General features: G+C 57.8%; 25 protein-coding genes. 9 read left to right on the plus strand and 16 right to left on the minus strand.

Features of this window, described 5'->3' with window-relative positions:
* Entirely contained in the window at positions 1-459 is a 459-nt protein-coding gene (gene rplM / locus ACOQOY_RS20405) for a 50S ribosomal protein L13 (protein ID WP_039536983.1), read from the minus strand.
* A 242-nt stretch (positions 460-701) separates the two neighbouring features.
* Here rplM and ACOQOY_RS20410 point away from each other — a divergent pair, with 242 nt between their 5' ends.
* A complete protein-coding gene (locus tag ACOQOY_RS20410) occupies positions 702-1,067 on the plus strand; it encodes a nuclear transport factor 2 family protein (protein ID WP_420587144.1) in 366 nt (121 codons plus the stop codon).
* 4 nt (positions 1,068-1,071) lie between these two features.
* Here ACOQOY_RS20410 and ACOQOY_RS20415 read toward each other — a convergent pair whose 3' ends face one another.
* Positions 1,072-2,475 carry a PLP-dependent aminotransferase family protein gene (locus tag ACOQOY_RS20415; RefSeq protein ID WP_420587145.1) on the minus strand — a complete coding sequence of 468 codons (1,404 nt, stop codon included), beginning with the start codon at positions 2,473-2,475 and terminating at the stop codon, positions 1,072-1,074.
* Between the two features lie 99 nt (positions 2,476-2,574).
* Here ACOQOY_RS20415 and ACOQOY_RS20420 point away from each other — a divergent pair, with 99 nt between their 5' ends.
* On the plus strand, positions 2,575-2,802 hold the full coding sequence (locus ACOQOY_RS20420; RefSeq protein WP_420587146.1) for a DUF1127 domain-containing protein: 228 nt from the start codon (positions 2,575-2,577) through the stop codon (positions 2,800-2,802).
* A gap of 56 nt (positions 2,803-2,858) precedes the next feature.
* Here ACOQOY_RS20420 and ACOQOY_RS20425 read toward each other — a convergent pair whose 3' ends face one another.
* Positions 2,859-3,302 (minus strand): PaaI family thioesterase, encoded by a 444-nt coding sequence (locus tag ACOQOY_RS20425; RefSeq protein WP_420587147.1) that lies wholly within the window; start codon positions 3,300-3,302, stop codon positions 2,859-2,861.
* A gap of 58 nt (positions 3,303-3,360) precedes the next feature.
* Here ACOQOY_RS20425 and ACOQOY_RS20430 point away from each other — a divergent pair, with 58 nt between their 5' ends.
* The 4 genes from ACOQOY_RS20430 (at position 3,361) to gluQRS (ending at position 7,272) form a co-directional block, all read left to right on the plus strand.
* Positions 3,361-4,146: an enoyl-CoA hydratase gene (locus ACOQOY_RS20430; protein ID WP_420587148.1), complete on the plus strand. Its 786-nt coding sequence runs from the start codon at positions 3,361-3,363 to the stop codon at positions 4,144-4,146.
* Between the two features lie 252 nt (positions 4,147-4,398).
* Positions 4,399-5,739: a methylenetetrahydrofolate--tRNA-(uracil(54)-C(5))-methyltransferase (FADH(2)-oxidizing) TrmFO gene (gene trmFO, locus ACOQOY_RS20435; RefSeq protein ID WP_420587149.1), complete on the plus strand. Its 1,341-nt coding sequence runs from the start codon at positions 4,399-4,401 to the stop codon at positions 5,737-5,739.
* A 37-nt stretch (positions 5,740-5,776) separates the two neighbouring features.
* On the plus strand, positions 5,777-6,391 hold the full coding sequence (locus ACOQOY_RS20440) for a class I SAM-dependent DNA methyltransferase (protein ID WP_420587150.1): 615 nt from the start codon (positions 5,777-5,779) through the stop codon (positions 6,389-6,391).
* Positions 6,388-7,272, plus strand: a complete 885-nt coding sequence (gene gluQRS / locus ACOQOY_RS20445; protein ID WP_420587151.1) for a tRNA glutamyl-Q(34) synthetase GluQRS — start codon at positions 6,388-6,390, stop codon at positions 7,270-7,272. The genes ACOQOY_RS20440 and gluQRS overlap by 4 nt, the downstream gene beginning before the upstream one ends.
* 5 nt (positions 7,273-7,277) lie before the next feature.
* On the opposite strand, the gene hisI is transcribed toward gluQRS, so the two are convergent.
* Entirely contained in the window at positions 7,278-7,667 is a 390-nt protein-coding gene (gene hisI, locus ACOQOY_RS20450) for a phosphoribosyl-AMP cyclohydrolase (protein ID WP_420587152.1), read from the minus strand.
* A 48-nt stretch (positions 7,668-7,715) separates the two neighbouring features.
* On the opposite strand from hisI, the gene ACOQOY_RS20455 reads away from it, so the two are divergent.
* Together ACOQOY_RS20455 and ACOQOY_RS20460 are read left to right on the plus strand one after the other, a co-directional pair.
* Complete coding sequence (locus ACOQOY_RS20455) at positions 7,716-8,168, plus strand: iron-sulfur cluster assembly scaffold protein (protein ID WP_420587153.1); 453 nt, start codon at positions 7,716-7,718, stop codon at positions 8,166-8,168.
* 58 nt (positions 8,169-8,226) lie between these two features.
* Positions 8,227-8,859 (plus strand): MarC family protein, encoded by a 633-nt coding sequence (locus tag ACOQOY_RS20460; protein ID WP_420587154.1) that lies wholly within the window; start codon positions 8,227-8,229, stop codon positions 8,857-8,859.
* A 186-nt stretch (positions 8,860-9,045) separates the two neighbouring features.
* On the opposite strand, the gene ACOQOY_RS20465 is transcribed toward ACOQOY_RS20460, so the two are convergent.
* The 5 genes from ACOQOY_RS20465 to ACOQOY_RS20485 form a co-directional block, all read right to left on the minus strand.
* Positions 9,046-9,168 (minus strand): hypothetical protein, encoded by a 123-nt coding sequence (locus ACOQOY_RS20465; protein WP_420587155.1) that lies wholly within the window; start codon positions 9,166-9,168, stop codon positions 9,046-9,048.
* Positions 9,169-9,279: 111 nt separating this feature from the next.
* Complete coding sequence (gene recG / locus ACOQOY_RS20470) at positions 9,280-11,370, minus strand: ATP-dependent DNA helicase RecG (RefSeq protein ID WP_420587156.1); 2,091 nt, start codon at positions 11,368-11,370, stop codon at positions 9,280-9,282.
* Positions 11,367-13,493 (minus strand): NAD-dependent DNA ligase LigA, encoded by a 2,127-nt coding sequence (ligA, locus tag ACOQOY_RS20475; RefSeq protein ID WP_420587157.1) that lies wholly within the window; start codon positions 13,491-13,493, stop codon positions 11,367-11,369. The genes recG and ligA overlap by 4 nt, the downstream gene beginning before the upstream one ends.
* A gap of 119 nt (positions 13,494-13,612) precedes the next feature.
* Positions 13,613-14,329 (minus strand): response regulator transcription factor CtrA, encoded by a 717-nt coding sequence (ctrA, locus tag ACOQOY_RS20480; RefSeq protein ID WP_420587158.1) that lies wholly within the window; start codon positions 14,327-14,329, stop codon positions 13,613-13,615.
* An 83-nt stretch (positions 14,330-14,412) separates the two neighbouring features.
* Positions 14,413-14,706, minus strand: a complete 294-nt coding sequence (locus ACOQOY_RS20485; RefSeq protein ID WP_420587159.1) for a DUF1153 domain-containing protein — start codon at positions 14,704-14,706, stop codon at positions 14,413-14,415.
* A gap of 129 nt (positions 14,707-14,835) precedes the next feature.
* Here ACOQOY_RS20485 and mnmA point away from each other — a divergent pair, with 129 nt between their 5' ends.
* Positions 14,836-15,981, plus strand: a complete 1,146-nt coding sequence (mnmA, locus tag ACOQOY_RS20490; protein ID WP_420587160.1) for a tRNA 2-thiouridine(34) synthase MnmA — start codon at positions 14,836-14,838, stop codon at positions 15,979-15,981.
* On the opposite strand, the gene ACOQOY_RS20495 is transcribed toward mnmA, so the two are convergent.
* From ACOQOY_RS20495 to ACOQOY_RS20525, 7 genes are all read right to left on the minus strand, one after another.
* Positions 15,978-16,523 (minus strand): carboxymuconolactone decarboxylase family protein, encoded by a 546-nt coding sequence (locus ACOQOY_RS20495; protein ID WP_420587161.1) that lies wholly within the window; start codon positions 16,521-16,523, stop codon positions 15,978-15,980. The genes mnmA and ACOQOY_RS20495 overlap by 4 nt on opposite strands.
* A 50-nt stretch (positions 16,524-16,573) precedes the next feature.
* Positions 16,574-17,110 (minus strand): hypothetical protein, encoded by a 537-nt coding sequence (locus tag ACOQOY_RS20500; protein WP_420587162.1) that lies wholly within the window; start codon positions 17,108-17,110, stop codon positions 16,574-16,576.
* 43 nt (positions 17,111-17,153) lie between these two features.
* Positions 17,154-18,311, minus strand: a complete 1,158-nt coding sequence (gene lpxB, locus ACOQOY_RS20505) for a lipid-A-disaccharide synthase (RefSeq protein ID WP_420587163.1) — start codon at positions 18,309-18,311, stop codon at positions 17,154-17,156.
* Complete coding sequence (locus ACOQOY_RS20510) at positions 18,311-19,105, minus strand: LpxI family protein (RefSeq protein ID WP_420587164.1); 795 nt, start codon at positions 19,103-19,105, stop codon at positions 18,311-18,313. Before ACOQOY_RS20510 ends, lpxB begins: the two co-directional genes overlap by 1 nt.
* Positions 19,106-19,109: 4 nt before the next feature.
* A complete protein-coding gene (gene lpxA, locus ACOQOY_RS20515; RefSeq protein WP_420587165.1) occupies positions 19,110-19,895 on the minus strand; it encodes an acyl-ACP--UDP-N-acetylglucosamine O-acyltransferase in 786 nt (261 codons plus the stop codon).
* Positions 19,892-20,365 (minus strand): 3-hydroxyacyl-ACP dehydratase FabZ, encoded by a 474-nt coding sequence (fabZ, locus tag ACOQOY_RS20520; RefSeq protein ID WP_170358383.1) that lies wholly within the window; start codon positions 20,363-20,365, stop codon positions 19,892-19,894. The genes lpxA and fabZ overlap by 4 nt, the downstream gene beginning before the upstream one ends.
* A gap of 72 nt (positions 20,366-20,437) precedes the next feature.
* Positions 20,438-20,998 (minus strand): OmpH family outer membrane protein, encoded by a 561-nt coding sequence (locus tag ACOQOY_RS20525; RefSeq protein ID WP_420587166.1) that lies wholly within the window; start codon positions 20,996-20,998, stop codon positions 20,438-20,440.
* Positions 20,999-21,005 lie beyond the last annotated feature (7 nt).

Here is a 21,005-nt window from a genome sequence, read left to right on the forward strand (position 1 = left end):
TTAGCTCCGGGTGTTTTTCTTGTTCATGGACTTAACGTCCAGAACTTCGGGGGCCTGAGCTTCGTGCGGGTGCTCGGCACCGGCATAAACGCGCAGGTTGGTCATTTGCTGACGCGCCAGACGGTTGCCCGGCAGCATGCGCTTGACCGCCTGGGTCACGACGCGCTCGGGGTGTGCGCCCTCGAGGATCTGCTGCTTGGTGCGCGACTTGATGCCGCCCGGGTGACCCGTGTGCCAGTAGAAGTTCTCTTCGCGCTTCTTGCCGGTCATCTGGATTTTGTCAGCGTTGATCACGATGACATTGTCGCCCATGTCCATGTTCGGGGTGAACGACGCTTTGTGCTTGCCACGCAGGCGCATGGCGACGATCGAGGCAAGACGGCCCAGAACAACGCCCTCGGCGTCGATCAGGATCCATTTCTTGTCGATGTCTGCAGGTGTTGCAGAAAAGGTTTTCATGGCAGGATAGTCCTGTTTGATGTGAAAGATCGCCCCAAAACAGAGCGGCCCGAATTCGATGGAGCGTATTTAGAGGGGTGTGCGGCGCAGGTCAACTGCGTCAAACGCCTTTAAATATTGTGTTTTCAATAGCTTATAAAATAGGTATTATTTTACCCCACATCTGAGGCGAATTTTGCGCACCAATTTCCTGCCCTTGCTACACTCGCACCACCCGTTCTTTTGGCCAAGAGGGAAAAACCATGCCGGATTCGCACCAAACCATCGCCGATTACGGGGCCGCGTGGCAAGAAACCGACGCGCCAAAGCGGTTGGCTTTGTTGGAGCGCTGTTTTGCCGAAAATGGACGCTATACTGACCCCACTGCCGACGTCCACGGCCGCGCTCATCTGGCCACTCATATCGGAGAGGTTTTAAGCAGTGCCGGAGGTCGCGTGGAATTGACCAGTAAACCAACCCAACACCATGATGTCGCGCATTTCACATGGCATATGGTCGCGTCGGACGGGTCTATTGTGGTTTCAGGTCATGATTTCGCGCGTTTCGACACCGATGGCCGGATCGTACAACTGGCTGGGTTCTTTGGGCATCCGGCCCCTTTGAGTTAGTCGCTTAGACGCTGATCTGTTCCGGCGGGTTGTCCAGCAACCGCCGCAAACGCTGCATCGCATCCTCAAACCGTTCCAGCGACACATGCCCATTCATTGCAATACGCACCGCATTCGGCGCGCGCCCGTCTCGGAGTGCAAATTCATCGGCAGAACGGAGTTGTATTCCGTCGCGCTCAGCGGCTCGACTGAAGGCCGCGGCGCGCCACCCTGACGGCAGGTGCAGCCAGACAAAGGGAACATCCGGTGCCCAGTTGAGGTCGAACCCGCCCAAGGCGTTGACTGTGACGCGCACGTATTCACCCATCTTGGCCCGAACATCCTGCGCAATCTTGCGCGTTCTGGGATCTGACAGCATTAATCGGGTCAACTCGGCCAGTGGCTGGGCAAGACCGAAATACCCATATTCGGCCGAGCGCCTCAAATCGACGCTTCTTTCCCGTGGGGCGATGGCAAAGCCAACACGCAATGCAGGTGTCAGCGTCTTGGAGATCGAGGACACATGCCAACCCCGTTCGGGCGCAAGGGCGCGAAAGCTGGGTTCGCGCGCATCGCCCATGCGATAGCAATCATCCTCGACTATCTGCACATCAAACCGACGAGCCACCTCAACAATCTCTTTTCGGCGCTCCAAGGGTGTGTGCGCCCCGGTGGGGTTCTGAACTTCGGGCGAAACGCAAACAGCTTGCGCCGGGGTTTGACGCAGAACATGCTCCATCGCATGCGGGTCGATACCCCACTTGTCCATTTTGACGCCAATGACGTCAGCACGCATCAACTCTCCGGCCCGGCGGAACCCGGCATAGGACAGGTCTTCGACCAGAACGACGGGTTTGGCCCCGCGTAAAATCGTCTGAAACACAAGACACAGGCCATTCTGACCGCCATGCGTCAGTACAATATCGTCATGAGAAATCGCCCCCAGGGGCAGATCTGACAACCAATCGACCACGGCTTGTCGCATCGGTTGGTACGCATCCCGGGTCGGGTAATTCATGAACAGACCTGGATCGGCCTCGGACACTTTTTTCATACATTCGCGGATCAGGGCCACCTGCCCCACATCTGCAAGACGAGGGCTGAACAGGCTGACATTGGCGTTGTATTTGTCATCACGCAGATACAATTGCCGCGCCCACACATCATCCAGAATAGGCGATTTCGGAGGCGCCACGAATGTACCACGCCCGACCTCAGCTTGTAACAACCCCTCATCCGTCAGAATCGTATAAGCGCGTGCGACTGTGCCGGGTGTGATTTGTAACCGATACGCCAATTCCCGCACCGGAGGCAGTTTCGAGCCTACCGCCAGCATCTTGTTATCAATCGCTTTTCGGATCGTGTCCGCGACCAGAGTGTACTTGGGTCCCTTAGATTTCGGCAGCGCCTCCGGCCAAATTGTATCCATTACAATTCTTCCTTTGCTTTTGACACAATCCTGAATGTATCAAATACAAATACCGAACATATTACGTTTGTGTCAATACAATTTGAAAGGATACCCACTATGACACGCGCAATGCACAACCCCGCCCTCTTGCTGCTGAACGACAGTCCCCGGCTGCCGCTGATCGCCGCGCTGGCCGTGCGGTTTGCAGCGACTGTCACAAAGTGGGAACGCCAACGCCGCAGTCGTGTCAATTTGTCCAATCTGGATGACAGGCTGCTCAAGGATGTCGGCCTGACCAGGTATCAGGCCCGTCAGGAGAGCGCCCGCTACTTCTGGCAGAACTAGAATATCCCCAGTCCCTTAACGGGACCTCTTCCTGGCCGGGCTCTGCCCGGCCTTTTTTATCCGAAAGCAGCTGCCGCAGACCCTTCGGGTGGAATCGAATATGTCATAGTGGCGCGCGCGACAGGCTTATCGGACCCATCCGAGAACATCAGAACATCGCCCACAGCCAGATTTCGCCCCAGTTTCAACAGGCGGCAATGGGCTACCAGATCACGCCCACCCTCAGGCTTGCGCAGGAAATCAAGCGAGCTGTTGGTCGTCACGGCAAGCGATTGCCGGCCCTTGCGGGCCAGTATCATTGCATAAACGCAGATATCGGCCAGACCGAACATCGAAGGCCCGGACACCGTCCCCCCGGGCCGCAGATGGTGTTCTCTGACGACAAGCCGCATCACGATTGTCTCCTCGCTCAGGTCCTCAATGACAAAATCCTGTATCACCTGCGGAAAAATCTGCGCCATGTATTCAGTCAGCTCTTCGCGGCACATTGCCAATGACATGCTTCCCCTCCTCGATTTGCCGACCTAGAGTTGGCCCGACATCTAAACGGAGGGCAAGATGGCAATTTTGGAACGTAACGACACAGGCGCGATTGCCACTTTGACAATGAACGCGCCCGAGCGTCTGAATGCCCTGAGCGATGAGATGCTGGCAGCCCTTCAGGCCGAATTCGACGCCCTGCGCGATGACACGTCGATCCGGGCGGTGATCCTCAAGGGCGCGGGCAAGGCGTTCTGCGCGGGGCATGACTTGAAACAGATGACTGCGGGGCGGCAAGCCGAGGATGGTGGACAAGCTTATTTTCAGGATTTGTTCAGCAGATGTGCGCAGATGATGCTGTCGATCCGATCCCTGTCCCAACCCGTAATTGCTCAGGTCCACGGCATTGCTACGGCCGCAGGGTGCCAACTGGTGGCGACCTGTGATCTGGCAGTTGCCGCCGAGGGTACGCGATTTGGCGTAAACGGTGTGAATATCGGGTTGTTCTGCTCGACCCCCATGGTCGCCCTCAGCCGCAACATCCCGCGCAAACAGGCCTTTGAGATGCTGACGACCGGAGACTTTATAGCCGCGGAAAAGGCAGTAGAGTTGGGATTGATCAACCGTGTGGTGCCGGAAATGTTGCTGGAACACGAAGCCGCCACTCTGGCTGAGCAACTGGCTGCCAAGCTGGGTTCGGCCGTTAAGATCGGCAAGCAAGCCTTTTACCAGCAACTGGAAATGCCGATTGAGCAGGCCTACAAATACACCGGAGAGGTAATGGCACAGAATATGCTGCATCGGGATACCGAAGAAGGAATATCTGCATTTATCGAAAAAAGAGCGCCAAATTGGCACCAATAACGCGATTGTAATCAACATTTTTCGCCACTGTTCGCATTTTTGCACTTTTCAAAAGGGCGACACTGTGGCAATGCTGAGACAGAGCTTAGTCTCTGAAGACTCTTTTTGGGTCGCCGTGGGCGGAAGGTCCCTCCAGCTGGTTTCTCTCACCGGCATCGACATTCCCGCAGCGGCGACCCCAAAATCACCTAACAGCTGTGAACCGTTTAGCGCATGTTGCGTTGCGCTGTGCTCTGCCCTATTTGGCAGCGCATGACACAGAAATTGCATATCGTGGGCGGCGGCATGGCCGGGTCCGAGGCCGCCTGGCAGGCGGCGGAAATGGGCGTGGATGTGGTAATCCACGAAATGCGGCCCAAAGTGGGCACTTTTGCGCATCAGACCGGCAATCTGGCCGAGATGGTTTGCTCGAACTCATTTCGCTCCGATGATGACGAACAAAACGCCGTTGGCCTGCTGCATTGGGAGATGCGGGCTGCAAACGGGCTGATCATGACAACTGCCGACGCGCATCGCCTGCCCGCTGGTGGCGCGCTGGCCGTCGATCGCGATCCATTTGCGGAATCCGTGACCGCCAAACTGCGCGACCACCCCCGCGTCGAAGTCACTGGGGAAGAAGTCACCGCCCTGCCCGATGATGGCCACTGGATCATTGCAACCGGTCCTTTGACGTCCTCGGCGTTGGGCGAAGCCATCAGCACGGAAACCGGCGCGGAATCGCTGGCGTTTTTCGACGCCATTGCGCCCATCGTCTATGCCGACAGCATCGACATGAGAAAAGCGTGGATGCAGTCGCGCTATGACAAGGGTGAGACCGAAGAGGAACGGACCGCCTATCTGAACTGTCCGATGGATCGCGACCAGTACGAAGCCTTCATCGACGCCCTGCTGGCCGCCGACAAGACCGAGTTTCACGAGGGTGAAATGGCGGGCTATTTCGATGGTTGCCTGCCCATCGAGGTCATGTCGGAACGCGGGCGTGAAACTCTGCGTCATGGACCGATGAAACCGGTCGGGCTGACAAACCCGCACCAGCCCGACGTCAAACCGCATGCAGTGGTACAACTTCGCCGCGACAATGCTCTTGGCACTCTGTTCAACATTGTCGGTTTCCAGACCAAGATGAAATACGGCGCCCAGACCGAAGTTTTCCGCATGATCCCCGGGCTGGAAAATGCCAGCTTCGCGCGTCTCGGGGGGATTCACCGAAACACGTTCATCAACTCTCCGACGTTGCTGGACGCGCAGATGCGGCTGAAATCGCGCCCCAATATCCGCTTTGCCGGTCAGATCACCGGGGTTGAGGGTTACGTTGAAAGCGCAGCGATGGGTCTGCTGGCCGGTCGGTTGGCCGCTGCTGAGATACTGGGCCACACCCTACCTGAGGTGCCGCAAGACAGCGCCATGGGCGCTTTGATCCACCACATTACCGGTGGGGCCGAAGCCAAGACCTTTCAGCCCATGAACGTCAACTTTGGCCTGTTCCGCCCGGTGGACGGGCTAAAAGGCGGGCGCCGGGGCCGCAAAGATCGCTACAAAGCTTATACGGATCGGGCCAAAGCCGAATGGACCAGGTGGCTCGCGCAAAGCTGACTGGACGCATAGGGTCCGCGCGGCGTAACATCGGTGTATGAGCGATAAATTCCTCAAAGACACCTACGACCTGGAAACGCCTCAGGATACCCGCGCGCACTATCAGAAATGGGCTTCGTCTTACGATGCTGAGGTTGGCGCAAATGGCTATGCTACACCGGGGCGCGTGGCCGAGGCGTTGTGGTCGAAATTGCCGGAACCCCAGACGCCAATTCTGGACTATGGCTGCGGCACCGGCCTTTCCGGCGAGGCCCTGCACACGGTTGGGTTTCAGATCATCGACGGTGTCGATCCAACCCCACTGATGTTGGAAGGCGCCAAGGCCAAAGGTATTTACCGCACGCTCTCCACCTTTGAGATTACGGACCCAAACCCGTTGAAAAAAGGCGCATACAAGGCGATTACGGCCATTGGCGTCATCGGTACCGGGGCCGCTCCGCCTCAGGTTTTTGACATGCTGATGCACGCCTTGCCTAGGGGTGGGATGCTGGGCTTTTCCTTTAACGATCATACGCTTGACGACGTATCTTACACCTCACGCCTGAATGACTGGCTGGACATGGGGGCCGCCCGACTGCTATTTCGCGAACACGGCCCACACCTGCCGGGAATGGACCTGAAATCTGACGTGTATATTGTTGAAAAAGCGTGACTTTCAAAACCCGATTTGCGCCTTCACCGACCGGCCCTTTGCATCTTGGGCATGCCTATTCGGCAATTCTGGCGCATGATCTGGCTGCGTCCCGAAACGGGCAATTCCTATTGCGGATTGAAGATATCGACCGCTCTCGCTCACGCCCACATTGGGAAGAGCAGATCTATGATGATCTGAATTGGCTTGGCCTTTCATGGGCCGAACCTGTGATGCGTCAGTCAGAACGTCCACACATCTATAATCAGGCGTTGGATCAGCTGTGGTCGCAGGGCTTACTGTATCCCTGCACCTGCAACCGCCGAGACATCGCGGCTGCGGTCAGCGCCCCGCAGGAAGGCGCACCGTTGCTTGGTCCGGACGGTATCGTCTACCCTGGGACATGCCGCAAGCGTACGGACCGCACAGGGTCGCGCCCCCAGGACGTTCCCTTACGGATGGACATGGCCGCTGCGGGTCAAAAACTGCTGGGTGAGGCCAAGGCCACCAAAACGGTCGGCGCTTTTCACGAGTCTGGCGCAGGTCCAAATGGCGAGGCCGGGACGATAGAATTCACCCTGTCCGATTTGACGGACACAATCGGAGATGTCGTTCTGTCCCGCAGAGATATGGGTACTTCCTATCATTTATCGGTCGTTTTGGACGACGCCGCGCAAGGAATAACCCATGTTGTGCGCGGTCAGGATTTGTTCGAGGCCACCCGCATTCACGTCGTGTTGCAAGCCTTGCTGGGGCTGGCAACGCCACATTACATTCACCACGAGCTGATCCGTGACGAATCCGGCAAACGTTTGGCCAAGCGCGACGATGCGCGTGCCGTCGCTAAATACCGCAATGACGGCGCTTCACCTTCTGACATTCGCGCTATGGTCGGGCTGTAACCGGCTTATTCCATGGGCTTCATTAGTTCGATTTCAGCCCCATCGCGAACAGCTGTGTAAAAACAGGTTCTGCGGTTCGTGTGACAGGCCGCACCCGTCTGACGCACCATCACCAGAATGCAATCCCGGTCACAATCAAACCGAAAATCGACCAATTCCTGCACATGGCCCGAGGTCTCGCCCTTGATCCAGAAGGACTGCCGGGAGCGCGACCAATAAGTAACGCGCCCGGTTTCCAGTGTCTTCTCAATGGCTTGAACATTCATCCACGCCATCATCAATACCTCGCCCGTGCTTTCATCCTGCGCGATGGCAGGGATCAGACCAGCTTCGTTGAATTTCAGTTGCGACGGATCAAACGTGACAGTGGCGGACATGAGAAAAACCTTTTGCATCCCGGTGGATGCTCACTATGTATGGGGAACAGTCAACGAGGGAAACCCATGTCCGGCGAGAACGACCTGATAAAGCTCTATTCCGGCCGCATTCTTGCGCTTGCTGCGGATATTCCGCATCTCGACCGGCTTGAGAACCCTGATGCCACGGTGAAAAAACGCTCGCCCCTGTGTGGATCGACGGTGACCGTGGACGTTAAGATGCAGGACGGCAAAGTTGCCGAGTTTGGTCAGGACGTCAAAGCCTGTGCGCTGGGTCAGGCTTCGGCCTCGGTTGTGGGTAGCGCGATCATCGGTGCCACTCGGGCGCAGGTTGAGGCCGCGCGCGATCAACTTTCCGCCATGCTCAAAAAAGACGGACCTGCACCGGATGCGCCCTTTGATGGGCTTGAGGTTCTGATCCCCGCCCGGGATTACAAGAACCGCCATGCCTCAATCCTGTTGTCGCTTGAGGCCGCGGCTGACGCGATGGAGCAGGCAGAGCAAGCCAACTGCGCATAAAAATGGAATTTTCAGGCAATTCGGTTTAACCACTCTTAGGGATGTCGGGGGGATTGGATTGGAAAAATTGCTTGAACATTTTGTCACGCTTTGGGTCGTAATCGACCCGATTGGAACCATCCCCGTTTTCATCGCCGTTACTGCGGGGCTTTCGGTGTCCTCCCGCCGCAAGACTGCGCTGTTGGCTGCGTTGGTTAGCGCAGGCGTTTTGTTGTTCTTCCTGATTTTCGGTCAGTTGCTGATCGAGGCACTGGATATCGGGCTAAACTCGTTCCAGGTCGCTGGCGGCATCATCCTGTTTCTTTTTGCCCTGACGATGATTTTTGGCGAAAGCAAACAGGTCGTCGAACAGCATGAGGCCGAAGAAGAGATATCAGCCAACCGGCCCAACCCCGCAATTTTCCCGCTGGCGGTGCCGTCTTTGGCCTCACCAGGTGCGATGCTGGCGATCGTCATTCTGACCGACAATAACCGGTATAGTGTCGCAGATCAGGGGATTACGGCGCTTGTGATGCTGTCGGTCATTCTGATCTCATTCGTATTGATGCTGCTGGCTGACCCGATCATACGACTAATTCGGCATTCGGGTGCGGCGATCATCAGCCGCGTTATGGGCATGATCCTGGCCTCAGTCGCGGTGAATTCTGTTTTGTCCGCCCTTCTTGAGATCATGAAGACCGGACAACTCTAAGAAAAAAACCGCCGCACCTTCCGGGCGGAAAGGGCGGCGGCAGGTTGTGCGTTTCTCGTGTGGGATCCGGATAGCCACGCGGGGCCGAGGCAGGCCCCTCAAGGGAAATGGGACAGGCAGGTCACCCTTGACTGAAATGGGGATGACAGCGCGGTTTTGTCGGCACGAGATCGCAGGCAGAAAGGGTCAGAACGCGCCCGGCAGGTGTAGTGCAACCATCAGCATGACCACCAAAGACACGGCCCCGGCAGCGTCCTGCAAAATCGTCGATTGCGAACGGGTCAGGGCGGTCTTGATCTGGGTCAGCATGGTCTCACCTCCGGTCGAGTTTTAATCCTTTGTTGACCTTTTGTTCTCATATTTTACCGAGTCGGTAAAGAACTTTTTAAGAACATTTGTGAACTTACGGGAACAAAACCCCTAACCCACTGAAATCAAACGGATCGCCTGATCCTGTTTCATAAGCCACAGCAGAACGCGCGCGGCCTTGCCCCTTTCGGATTGCAACTGCGGGTCCACGGACAGCAACGCGCGCGCATCCGTCTGAGCTGTCGCCATCAATCCTGCCTGCCGCTCAAGATCGGCAATGCGGAATTTCGGCAAACCGGACTGGGCTGTTCCGATCAGGTCGCCCGCTCCACGCATTTGCAGATCGGTTTCCGAGATACGAAAACCATCCTCGGTCTCGCGAAGCACCTCCAACCGCCTGCGCCCTCCCTCGCTGAGCGGAGGCTGATACATCAGCAAACACGTCGAGTCCGCCTCGCCCCGCCCCACGCGGCCACGCAGCTGATGCAACTGAGCCAATCCAAAGATTTCGGCCCGTTCGATCACCATGATTGAGGCGTTCGGCACATTGACCCCCACCTCGATCACGGTGGTCGCAACCAAGACCTTGGTCTGCCCGTTCTGAAACGCTTTCATCGCGGCATCTTTGTCAGCGGGCGGCATCTGGCCATGCACCAAACCGACTGCATCATCCCCCAGAATGGCGCGCAGTCGTTTGAACCGTTCCTCAGCCGCGGTCAGATCCGACACTTCAGATTCATCGACCAGAGGACACACCCAGTAACATTGCCGCCCTTCATCAATCGCATGACGCAGATGCGAAACGACCTCGTCAATGCGTTCGGTACTGACAATCGCCGTCTTGATTGGCTTACGACCCGGAGGTTTCTCGTCCAGCACAGACACATCCATATCGCCATATTGTGCCAGCGCCAGACTGCGCGGAATCGGCGTGGCGGTCATAACCAGAACATCCGCGCCCTTGCCCTTTTCCGACAACTCCATCCGCTGTCGCACGCCAAATCTGTGCTGCTCATCCACGATCGCAAGACGAAGCGCATCGAACTCAACATCGCTCTGGAACACGGCATGAGTGCCTACAAGAATCTGAATGTCGCCATTTTTCAACGCGGCCAACTTGGCGCGCCGCTCGGCCCCTTTGTCGCGCCCGGTCAGGATTTCCAGAACCACGCCGGCCTCTTCTGCCAGCGGACGCAACCCTTCCAGATGTTGACGGGCCAAAATCTCAGTCGGAGCCATCATGACGCCCTGCCCTCCGGCCTCAACCGCGATCAGCAACGCCATGAGCGCAACCAGAGTTTTTCCGGCCCCCACATCCCCTTGCAACAACCTATTCATGCGCGCATCCGAGGCCATATCGCCTGCGATCTCATCAATAGCCCGTATCTGTGCGCCGGTCGGTTTATACGGCAGGCTGGAAAGGACCTTGGCCTGCAAAGCACCGGTACCGATGCTGGTGATACCCTTGGCCTTTCTTTCTCGCAGTCGCGCCAATGCCAAGGTTAGCTGATGCGCAAACAACTCATCATAGGCCAGACGTTCCCGCGCGGGTGCATGGGTTGAAACATCATCCGCACCCAACGGATTATGGGCCGCTGAAATGGCGTCATGCCAACTTACCCAGCCCTGTTTCGCGACCAGTTCACCATCAACCCACTCAGTTAGCTCGGGGGCACGCGCCAGCGCACTTCGGGCCGCTTTGAAGGCGGTCTTTTGCGTAATCCCCTGCGTCAGATGATAAACAGGTTCAAACTCCGGGATGTCCTGCGCGTCTTCTACCGACAGCATGTGATCGGGATGGACCATCTGCGCCATTCCATCGAACAATTCCAGCTTGCCCGAGATCACCCTGCGCGAGCCTTCCGGTATCACCCGTTTCAAATAGTCCCCGCGCGCATGGAAAAAGACCAGTTGGAAATCCGACTGGCTGTCCTCTACGTGAACGCGGTAAGCCCCACCCTTGTTGCGCGGCGGTCTATGCGCGCCGACCGTCACCTCGACGGTCAGGGTGGCGGGCAGATCAACGCCCTTGATCGTATCGCGACGGCGGCGGTCAATCACCGCATAAGGCAGGCTGAACAGGACATCCCGAGGCGACTCGGTTCCCGCCTGCATCAAAACCTGCGCCGTTTTCGGCCCCACCCCTTCGAGTGTCTCCAGGCCCGCAAACAGCGGAAACAAAAGCTCGGGGCGGCCGCTCATAGGCTTCCGATCAGTTGGAGCCAGCCATCTTCGTCCAGCGTTTCGATGCCAAGTTCTGCGGCCTTCTTGGCCTTGGATCCAGCGCCCGGACCCGCGACGAGCAAATCGGTTTTCTTACTGACCGAACCCGAGACCTTTGCCCCCAACGCCTCAGCGCGCGCTTTGGCCTCGGCACGGGTCATCTTTTCCAGCGTGCCGGTGAAAACAACCGTCTTTCCGGCAACCGGGCTGCCTGAAGTATCGGGGCGTTTGGCCTCCTGCACATTCAGTTGTGCCACAAGCGCGTCGATACTGGCCCGCTCAGCGTCCTGCGCAAAGGCAGAGACCAGCGCACGTGCCATGACCTCTCCTACCCCATCGACGCCCAGAAGGTCGTCCCATTCGGGGCCTTCAAACCCGGCAGCAGCAGTAACCGAACGTTCAAATTCCGCCCAAGTTCCATAGTGATTTGCTATCAGGTTCGAGGCAGCCTCCCCCATGTGCCGAATGCCCAGTGCAAACAGAAGCCGTCCAAACGGAATGTCCCGTTTTTCGTCGATGGCAGCCCAAAGGTTGCCCGAACTCTGCGCACCCCACCCCTTGCGGTTTGCCAATTTGTTGAGATTGCTGGCATCGCGTTGATGCAGCGTGAATATGTCGACTGGCGTTTTGATGGGCAAATCAGGATCGTCGTAAAACATCTCAATTTGTTTTGCGCCAAGCCCTTCGATGTCAAACGCCTTGCGCGAGACGAAATGCTTTAACTTCTCAACGGCTTGTGCGGGACAAATCACGCCTCCGGTACAGCGTCTGACAGCGTCTCCCTCTTCGCGGATCGCATCGCTGCCACATTTGGGGCAGGTCGTGGGAAACTCGAACGGAGTCGCCGATGCAGGGCGTTTTGAAACATCCACGTCCGCGATTTTCGGGATGACGTCACCTGCGCGGTAGACCTGCACCCAATCGCCTTCGCGAATGTCTTTGCCATCGCGAATATCGCCACCCTTGGCGTCCCGCCCGGCGATGTAATCCTCGTTGTGCAATGTGGCATTTGATACAACGACGCCCCCCACCGTGACCGGATGAAGGCGTGCAACAGGGCTGAGCGCTCCGGTCCGTCCAACCTGAATGTCAATCTCTTCGAGCCGGGTCCAGGCCAGTTCAGCGGGGAATTTATGAGCGATCGCCCAGCGAGGCGTTGTGGATCGGAACCCCAAACGCGCCTGCAACGCCAGATCGTTTACTTTGTAGACGACGCCGTCGATGTCATAGCCAAGCGTCGCGCGTTGCGCCTCGATCTGCCGGTAGTGGTCTAGGATTTGACCGGTATTCTCGCACAGTCGGGTCAGAGGATTCGTCGCGAATCCAAGGGAAGCCAAACGCTCAATTGCCCCAATCTGGGTCGTTGATAGGGGCTCTGACACTTCCCCCCACGCATAGGCGAAGAACTTGAGAGGGCGAGACCGCGTGATGCTGGAATCCAATTGCCGCAACGACCCCGCAGCCGCGTTTCTGGGGTTGGCGAAGGGTTTCTCGCCGGCTTCCTCCTGCCGCGCGTTCAGATCTTCGAAATCTTTGTGCGACATGTAGACTTCGCCGCGCACCTCCAGAATATCAGGCGCATTCTCCAAAACCTGCGGGATGTTGGCAATTGTCCGGGCATTCGCTGTGACGTTTTCCCCAACTTCACCGTCCCCACGGGTCGCCGCCTGAATCAGCTTGCCGTGTTCATAGCGCAGCGACAGCGACAAGCCGTCAATCTTGGGTTCGGCCGTAAAGGACAGAGGGTCATCCCTCTCCTTCCCAAGGTATTTCCGAATTGAGCGATCAAAGTCCTGTACGTCATCATCATCAAAGGCGTTGCCCAGAGACAGCATCCGCACCGAATGCGTGACCTTGGAAAACCCCTCAGCCGGGCGCGTACCTACCTGCTCCGAGGGGCTATCCGTGCGTTTCAGATGCGGAAACCGTTCCTCGATCTCTGCATTTCTGCGTTTGAGAGCGTCAAAGTCGGCGTCGGAAATTTCTGGCGCATCCTCGCCATGATACAAGTCATTTGCCCGCGCCAACTGCTGCGCCAATTGCGCAAGTTCTGCGCGCGCGGCGTCCTCTGTCAGGTCAGATACCGGAATCAATTTGCTCATGGCCTCGCCCTGTCACGTATTCTTGGATCTCAGTGATAGGGCGAGGCCATGGTCAGGTCCAGACGTGCTGTTCAGTGAGTGAGAGTGATCGCCCCGGACCGCAGGCGACCGTGTTTCGTTCAGGCGCCGATCGCCATCCGTGTTTCATCAAGCGTATTGCTTTGCGGATCACGAAGGACATAGCCCCTGCCCCAGACGGTCTCGATGTAATTTTCGCCGCCTGTTGCGTTGCTGAGTTTTTTGCGAAGCTTGCAGATGAACACGTCGATAATCTTCAATTCGGGTTCATCCATGCCACCATAGAGATGGTTCAGGAACATTTCCTTGGTCAGCGTCGTCCCCTTCCGCAGGCTCAGCAGCTCCAGCATCTGGTATTCCTTACCGGTCAAATGAACCGCCTTACCCTCAACCTCGACCGTTTTGGCGTCCAGATTTACGGCGACGCGGCCGGTGTGGATGATGGACTGAGAATGCCCCTTGGACCGGCGAATGATGGCGTGGATGCGGGCCACAAGCTCTTCGCGATGGAACGGTTTGGTCATGTAGTCATCGGCACCGAACCCAAAGCCTTTGATCTTGCTTTCGGTATCGTCGGCCCCCGACAGGATCAGGATCGGCGTTTCAACCCGCGCGATGCGCAGCTGGCGCAAAACCTCATGCCCGTTCATATCCGGCAGGTTTAGGTCAAGAAGGATCAGGTCGTAATCGTAAAGCTTCGCCAGGTCGATGCCTTCCTCGCCAAGGTCCGTCGCATAGACGTTAAGGTTGGCGTGCGTCAGCATAAGTTCAATGCTTTTGGACGTGGTTGGATCATCCTCGACAAGTAGTATACGCATTTACTGCTCCAATTCGGGTCAATTTACCAATTTCAAATTGAGCCTGATCAAAAATGGTTAATCTGACGTTACCGTTGAATCATTTATTCACTTTCATCTTTAGGTTGTCGATATTTTTTTAATGCGGTCACTTTCAACGCGTCGGTCCCATGCTCGGCAACTGCTGAAACCCATGAATTGAATTCCTCATCGCTCAACCCATATCGCTTCTTGGCATCGGATAGGGAAATTAGCCCGTACAGCACCCCCCGCACCACGATAATTTTTCGGGATGCAACCCATCTGGTCGTGTCCTCGGGCGGCAGGTCGGCGCGCGATAAAACCGTGCCATCCGGTAAGGTTACGGACCTTGGCCCCTCGACTTTGTGCAAAAACATCTCTTAACCCTCTTCGTGCTGCGACAAAGCTGACCCCAGCCTACTTAATGTCGCGTGAAACCGCCCCTTGAGAGTGTGTAGAATTTTCCTATATTCTGCCGGTCTTTCTTAACCCGGACTGGAATCGCCATGGCCCTCGCCGCCGAGACCCAAATCAATTCGCTTGGCTTTGCCAAACCGCCCTCGGAAACGCGGGTGGTTGTTGCCATGTCCGGTGGCGTGGACAGCTCTGTTGTGGCCGCCCATCTGGCCGATCAGGGATATGATGTGGTGGGCGTGACCCTCCAGCTGTATGACCACGGCGCGGCGCTTGCCAAAAAGGGGGCGTGCTGCGCCGGGATCGACATTCATGATGCGCGGCGCGTGGCCGAAGAACGTGGGTTTCCGCACTACGTTCTGGACTATGAGAACATCTTTAAGGATGCCGTGATTGACGAGTTCGCCGACAGCTATCTGGCGGGTGCGACTCCGGTTCCGTGTATCCGTTGCAATGAGCGGGTGAAGTTCAAAGACCTGCTGGAAACGGCCAAGGACCTTGAGGCTGACTGTATGGCAACCGGCCATTACATCCAGCGCAAGATGGGTCCGAACGGGCCAGAACTGCATAGCGCCGAGGATGCCAACCGCGATCAGTCTTACTTCCTGTTCTCGACCACGCCCGAGCAGCTGGATTACCTGCGCTTTCCGCTGGGCCACCTGCCCTCAAAGGACGCAACGCGCGAGATGGCGGCACAGTACGGGCTGGCGGTCGCAGACAAACCCGACAGTCAGGATATCTGTTTCGTGCCCAACGGCAACTATGCCAGCGTGATTGAGAAACTACGCCCCGGCGCTGCGGAACTAGGTGAGATCGTTCATGCCGACGGTCGCGTTCTGGCGCAGCATAACGGCGTAATCCACTACACCATCGGTCAGCGCCGTGGACTGGGCATCGGCGGCCTCAACGACCCGCTTTACGTGGTTAAGCTGGACGTGGACAAAAAGCAGGTCGTGGTCGGCCCCAAGGAAATGCTGGCCACCCGCGTCGTTCCTGTGCGCGAGATCAACTGGCTGGGTGATGAACCCTTCACCTCACGCAGTGAATGGCACCTGTCGGTCAAGGTCCGATCGACCCGCCCGCCGCGTGAGGCGATCATCAGGCCGCAGTCCGATACGACCGCTGAGGTTGAATTGCTGACCCCCGAAGAAGGCATCTCACCGGGTCAGGCCTGTGTGTTCTATGCCAGCGAAGGCAGCCGCATTTTCGGTGGCGGCTGGATCTGGCGCGGATACTAAGCTGAGACCGGGTCGACCTCAGGCTCAATCTGGATCTGCAATGCGTCGTTGAACCGATTGAACGCGCCGCACAGGGCGATGCGCCATGTCAGCTCAACGATCTGAGCATCGCTGAACCACTCTCGCAGGTCCGAGACCTCGGCATCTCGCATCCGGCCCGATCGGATCGTCACCGCCTCTGCGTACCGTACAACCGCCTTATCACAGCCATCCAGTTCGGGGTGATCGTCGACATCTGGCAAACGGGCAGCGCCTTCGGCGCTCAGCCCTGCCACGGTTAACAACGGGGTATGATGAGACACGCAGTAGTCGCAGGCATTCAGCTTGGACACCGTGACCATCGCCAGTTCCAGCGCGCGGCGCGGCAAGGTGGCTTGCGCCCGCAGGTTGGTCAACATGCCGCTCACATGCTCCAGTACCGGTGGGCAATGGGCGGCCACCCGGGCCCAGTTGTCGAAGGGTCCGTATGCCCCCAGCTCAGTATGTGCGGCACGAGCAGAAGGCGTCATCTGTTCATCGGTCAGCGGAGGGATACGGGACATCAAAGCTCTCCTTTTCCATATCTGGTTTCAGCGAAACCGATAACTGTGTTTCATAACAGCCCGTCGGTTGGCGAGTTAAGCAAAATGTAAAGACCAGCGCAGACCATGACATAAGGCGCAATCCGGTCCAGTCGCGCAACGCGCGGGCCGAGGATTTTCGCACGAGGCGCACCCCACGTCGCAATCAGAGCCAGACTGACAGAGGCGCAGGCTGCCCCAACCAATGCGGTCAGCCGGAACGCGGGCGCAGAGTCGGCCAGCAGCGGCGTCATCAGGGCAAAACTGTCGACCGATAGGCTGAGAAACAACGCAACGACTGAGGTTACATCACCTTTGATCTCTCCCTCAGCTTGATCGGCCGTGGTGAATTGCCGCCAGATGCCACGCAGCCCCAACACCAAAGGGATCAGTCCCAGGTACCCAATCCATGCCGGCAATCCGGTTTGGCTCAGCCCTGTTGCCACTCCTAGCGCCAAAGCCAGTACAATCGCCTGAGCCACCGCAAATCCGGCAACCGCGCGCCGATTATCCATGACCAGCATCAGGCCCAGCAGCACCGCCAGATTATCCAGATTGGTCGATACCATGGCGACCCCAGCGGATATGGCGAAAAGCAGATGCTCAACCATCTCAGGCAGACATTCGTTGTAGCACAGCGTTGGCCGCGCGCAGACCCGGAGCTTCGCCGCCGCGACCAAGGCGGTCCATCGTGAGCTCCATCGCACGTTGCTGCGAGTCCGGTGCAGCCGCGACCTGCGTCAGAGCGGCGGCAATCTTGCCGGGCTCGCACTCATCCAACAGGCATTCCGGCACCGCCCGCGTCTCGGACACAAGATTGACCAGAGTGACGGTATCCAGCTTGACCATCCGTTCGGCCATCTTTTGCGTCAGCCAGCTGAGCCGATATGCAATCACCATCGGTGTCGCCTGTGCGGCCAGCTCCAACGACACCGTTCCGGATGCCGCCAGAGCGAGGTCCGCGGCAGCGAATGCGGCGCGTTTCTGCTGAGCCGCCTGATCCGCAGACAGTGCGCGCGGATCAACGACAACCGGGTTTCCGGGCCACGACTTCACGTGGCCAAGCACGGTGTCCACCATATGCGCAACCGCAGGCACCACCACTCGGGCCTCGGGCTTGTCCTTGAGGTACAGATGCAGAGCATCACCGAACACTGGGGCCAGACGCTCGATCTCTCCGCCACGAGATCCCGGCAGGGCAAGAACGATCGGCGCATCCCCAAGGCTATGTGCTGTACGGAACGCGTGAATATCGCTTTCGGTGGCCGCGGGTTCACTGGCAACAGGATGGCCGACGAAATCGCATTCCATCCCGGCGCGTTCCATATAGGGCGGCTCAAAGGGCAATAGGGCCAGAACGTGATCAATCACTTTGGCCATTTTGTCCGCCCGCCCCGGTCGCCAGGCCCACACACTAGGGGCCACGTAATGTACCGTGCGAATATTGCTAGAGGCTTTCACCAGCTTCGCAACCCGCAACGAAAAATCAGGGCTGTCGATGGTGATCAGCACATCGGGCTGTGTGTCCAGAACCGCCTGTGCCGTCTCGGTGATCCGGCGTTTGAGGTGAAAGAACTTAGGAAGAACCTCTACCAGACCCATCACCGACAGTTCGGACATCGGGAACCGGCTGTCCAGACCCTGCGCCTGCATCAGCGGCCCACCGACTCCGTCGAACCGAATGTCCGGTACAAGGCTGCGTAGCCCCTCCATCAACGCGCCGCCCAGACGGTCGCCCGAAGGTTCACCGGCGACCAAAAAGACCCGCATTAGCTGAGCCGCTCGCGCACATGCAGGAACAGTCCCAGACGGTTGCATTCGTCGACCACCCGGTCCTGCTGCAACACGATCACGCCACCCTTTTCGATGACGATTCCAGCCAGACCAGCGGCCACCGCGGCGGACACGGTATCCGGCCCAATCGTTGGCAAATCGGCGCGGCGATCCTGATCGGGTTTGGGGGCCTTGAACAGAACCCCTCCGCCCGCATCCGGGCGCTGGGTCAGCGACTGAAGCATCCAGTCGGTACCAAAGATGCTTTCGACCGCCAGTGCCTGCCCTTTCGAAACAGCGCAGGCTTGCCCGATATCCGCCGCACCCATCGCCCGCAATATCCCAGCTGCGCGCTCGGCATCGGCGAGGTCAGACCCGGACGGTTGCGCCTCGGTCAGGCACCCAAGCTGAGGCAGTAGCGCAGGCGCGATCTCATGCGCGGCGCGAACGGTCAGGCCGGCATCCTCAAAAATACCGATCACCGCGCGCAAAGCTCCGTCATCACCGGACATCATCGCCTGTTGCAACACCGGAACCAGAGGCATCGTCGCCGCGTCAATCCGCGCGGGATCAATGGCCGGACGGCGCACGGCACCGGCCATGCAAACCTCGGTCACGCCGCGCGTCTTTAGGTCTGCTATGAAGCTGCCCAATTGTTCCAGCGGGAAAGTTACATCGGCGGTCAGCGTGTCGGGTACGAACCCTTCCATCGCGCAAACTAACGGACGGTCGGCAAGGCGGTCGACCACCTCACCCGGTAATGCGCCAGTTCCGGCAATCAACGCCAGCATCGGCTTACTTCCCGGGTGTGAGGAATGAGCGGTCAGAGTGACCGGTGACGAAATCGACGATCCGCTGGACGTATTCACTCTGGTTGTCTGCGCCGACCCGATGGGCGCGTTCCATGAACGTACCATCGCCCGTCGACAGCTCGCGGAATGCGGCTCGCAGCGCCGAGATATCCTCACGCGAGACGCCCTTGCGCTTTAGCCCGACAAGATTCAACCCGTCCAATTCCCCACGGGGTGCCTGAACCAGACCGTAAGGGATGACATCATTCGGAACCATGGTCAGAGCGCCAATAATAGCACCGCGGCCAACGCGCACCCATTGATGCAGGCCCGAGATACCGCCCACGATTACGTCGTCTTCGATCACGCAATGCCCGGCCGCCCCGGCATGGTTGACCATGATCACCCGGTTGCCGATCTGCACGTCATGCGCCACGTGAACGCCCGCCATCAGCAGGCAATCATCGCCGATCCGAGTCACACCACCGCCGCCTTCTGTTCCGGTATTCACCGTCACATGCTCGCGGATGCGGTTGCGCTTGCCGATCTCCAGCCGCGTATCCTCGCCGCCGAATTTCAGGTCCTGTGGGATTTCCCCGATGACTGAGAAGTTGAAAATGACCGTCTCGTCACCAACCGAAGTATCACCGGTCACAACCACATGCGATTTCAGCTCGACCCGATCGCCCAACTTGACCTGAGCGCCGACATAGCAAAACGGCCCGATGATGCAGCCCTCACCGATCTGCGCACCTTCTTCGATGATTGCGCTTGGGTGAATGCCGCTCATGTCGTTTTTTCCATATCCCAGTCGACATAGGCCGAGAATTCAGCCTCGGCCGCGACCTCACCATCAACGGTGGCACGACCGCTGAATTTGAAGATCTTGCCGCCTTTTTTGCCGCGCACGGTTTCAACGTGCATTTCAAGCACATCACCCGGGATCACCTTGCGGCGGAACTTACATTTGTCGATGTTCATGAAATAGATCAGCAGCTCGCTGTCGATCACGTCCATGCCAACGCCCAGCATCACGCCCGCCGTCTGCGCCATCGCCTCAACAATGGTGACGCCCGGCATGATCGGAGTGCCGGGGAAATGGCCCTGGAAATGCGGCTCGTTCATGGTGACATTCTTGATGCCGACCGCCGACTGATAGCCCGAGATGTCGACAACCTTGTCGACCAACAGAAACGGATAGCGATGCGGCAATATCCGCTGGATCAGCTGAATGTCGGCGCTCTTGGTTTCCGTGCTCATAATGTCGTCGTCCCGTTCTGGATTTCTGTTTGCGGCGTGGTTAGCAATACCGCGCGCCAAGGGCAAGCAAACCTATTGGTCAGGTGCGTTTTCAAGGTCGCTGCCATCACCAATCTCCGCATCGATGCGGGCAATAGCTGCGTCAGTAATGTCAGTCCTGTCCGAGCTGAGAAGTACGCTGGATCGCTCGATGATGATCGACGCGCCTGTCTCTCGCAGCAGGTCAATCAAAACCGGCTGTACTAATTCGACAAACCGCTGCCGTGCCTCTTCGCTGCGGCGCGCCAACGCGTCCAGCTTGGCCCGCTGACCTTCGCGATGCGATTGAACTTTGCTGTCAAAGGCTTCGGCCAATGGGCGAAACTCATCTGCTGTCATGGTCGAGCGTTTTTCGGTCAGTTCCTTTTCTTCACGACTCAGCTCTTCGACGATCCGTTCGTTTTCGTCGCCCAGAAGTATTCCCTCGGCCTCGATCTCGCGCAGGATTCTTTGGCCAAACTCCGAATTGGTAAACAGACGTTCACTGGAGACCGTCAGAACACTGCTTTGCGGTTCGCCCAGTTGCTGAGAATGCAGTGTTCCGCCCGTTAGCAGCAGGATCAAAACACACAGGGCCCGCAACGGGCCCTGCATTTTCGTG

This window comes from Ruegeria sp. (assembly GCF_965221235.1).
Classification (GTDB): domain Bacteria; phylum Pseudomonadota; class Alphaproteobacteria; order Rhodobacterales; family Rhodobacteraceae; genus Ruegeria.

What these genes read in the sequence shown, in the direction of transcription:
- rplM (WP_039536983.1), bottom strand. Translation starts at nt 459, where the DNA reads ATGAAAACCTTTTCTGCAACACCTGCAGACATCGACAAGAAATGGATC.
- ACOQOY_RS20410 (WP_420587144.1), top strand. Translation starts at nt 702, where the DNA reads ATGCCGGATTCGCACCAAACCATCGCCGATTACGGGGCCGCGTGGCAA.
- ACOQOY_RS20415 (WP_420587145.1), bottom strand. Translation starts at nt 2,475, where the DNA reads ATGGATACAATTTGGCCGGAGGCGCTGCCGAAATCTAAGGGACCCAAG.
- ACOQOY_RS20420 (WP_420587146.1), top strand. Translation starts at nt 2,575, where the DNA reads ATGACACGCGCAATGCACAACCCCGCCCTCTTGCTGCTGAACGACAGT.
- ACOQOY_RS20425 (WP_420587147.1), bottom strand. Translation starts at nt 3,302, where the DNA reads ATGTCATTGGCAATGTGCCGCGAAGAGCTGACTGAATACATGGCGCAG.
- ACOQOY_RS20430 (WP_420587148.1), top strand. Translation starts at nt 3,361, where the DNA reads ATGGCAATTTTGGAACGTAACGACACAGGCGCGATTGCCACTTTGACA.
- trmFO (WP_420587149.1), top strand. Translation starts at nt 4,399, where the DNA reads ATGACACAGAAATTGCATATCGTGGGCGGCGGCATGGCCGGGTCCGAG.
- ACOQOY_RS20440 (WP_420587150.1), top strand. Translation starts at nt 5,777, where the DNA reads ATGAGCGATAAATTCCTCAAAGACACCTACGACCTGGAAACGCCTCAG.
- hisI (WP_420587152.1), bottom strand. Translation starts at nt 7,667, where the DNA reads ATGCAAAAGGTTTTTCTCATGTCCGCCACTGTCACGTTTGATCCGTCG.
- ACOQOY_RS20455 (WP_420587153.1), top strand. Translation starts at nt 7,716, where the DNA reads ATGTCCGGCGAGAACGACCTGATAAAGCTCTATTCCGGCCGCATTCTT.
- ACOQOY_RS20465 (WP_420587155.1), bottom strand. Translation starts at nt 9,168, where the DNA reads ATGCTGACCCAGATCAAGACCGCCCTGACCCGTTCGCAATCGACGATT.
- recG (WP_420587156.1), bottom strand. Translation starts at nt 11,370, where the DNA reads ATGAGCGGCCGCCCCGAGCTTTTGTTTCCGCTGTTTGCGGGCCTGGAG.
- ligA (WP_420587157.1), bottom strand. Translation starts at nt 13,493, where the DNA reads ATGAGCAAATTGATTCCGGTATCTGACCTGACAGAGGACGCCGCGCGC.
- ctrA (WP_420587158.1), bottom strand. Translation starts at nt 14,329, where the DNA reads ATGCGTATACTACTTGTCGAGGATGATCCAACCACGTCCAAAAGCATT.
- ACOQOY_RS20485 (WP_420587159.1), bottom strand. Translation starts at nt 14,706, where the DNA reads ATGTTTTTGCACAAAGTCGAGGGGCCAAGGTCCGTAACCTTACCGGAT.
- mnmA (WP_420587160.1), top strand. Translation starts at nt 14,836, where the DNA reads ATGGCCCTCGCCGCCGAGACCCAAATCAATTCGCTTGGCTTTGCCAAA.
- ACOQOY_RS20495 (WP_420587161.1), bottom strand. Translation starts at nt 16,523, where the DNA reads ATGTCCCGTATCCCTCCGCTGACCGATGAACAGATGACGCCTTCTGCT.
- ACOQOY_RS20500 (WP_420587162.1), bottom strand. Translation starts at nt 17,110, where the DNA reads ATGGTATCGACCAATCTGGATAATCTGGCGGTGCTGCTGGGCCTGATG.
- lpxB (WP_420587163.1), bottom strand. Translation starts at nt 18,311, where the DNA reads ATGCGGGTCTTTTTGGTCGCCGGTGAACCTTCGGGCGACCGTCTGGGC.
- ACOQOY_RS20510 (WP_420587164.1), bottom strand. Translation starts at nt 19,105, where the DNA reads ATGCTGGCGTTGATTGCCGGAACTGGCGCATTACCGGGTGAGGTGGTC.
- lpxA (WP_420587165.1), bottom strand. Translation starts at nt 19,895, where the DNA reads ATGAGCGGCATTCACCCAAGCGCAATCATCGAAGAAGGTGCGCAGATC.
- fabZ (WP_170358383.1), bottom strand. Translation starts at nt 20,365, where the DNA reads ATGAGCACGGAAACCAAGAGCGCCGACATTCAGCTGATCCAGCGGATA.
- ACOQOY_RS20525 (WP_420587166.1), bottom strand. Translation starts at nt 20,998, where the DNA reads ATGCAGGGCCCGTTGCGGGCCCTGTGTGTTTTGATCCTGCTGCTAACG.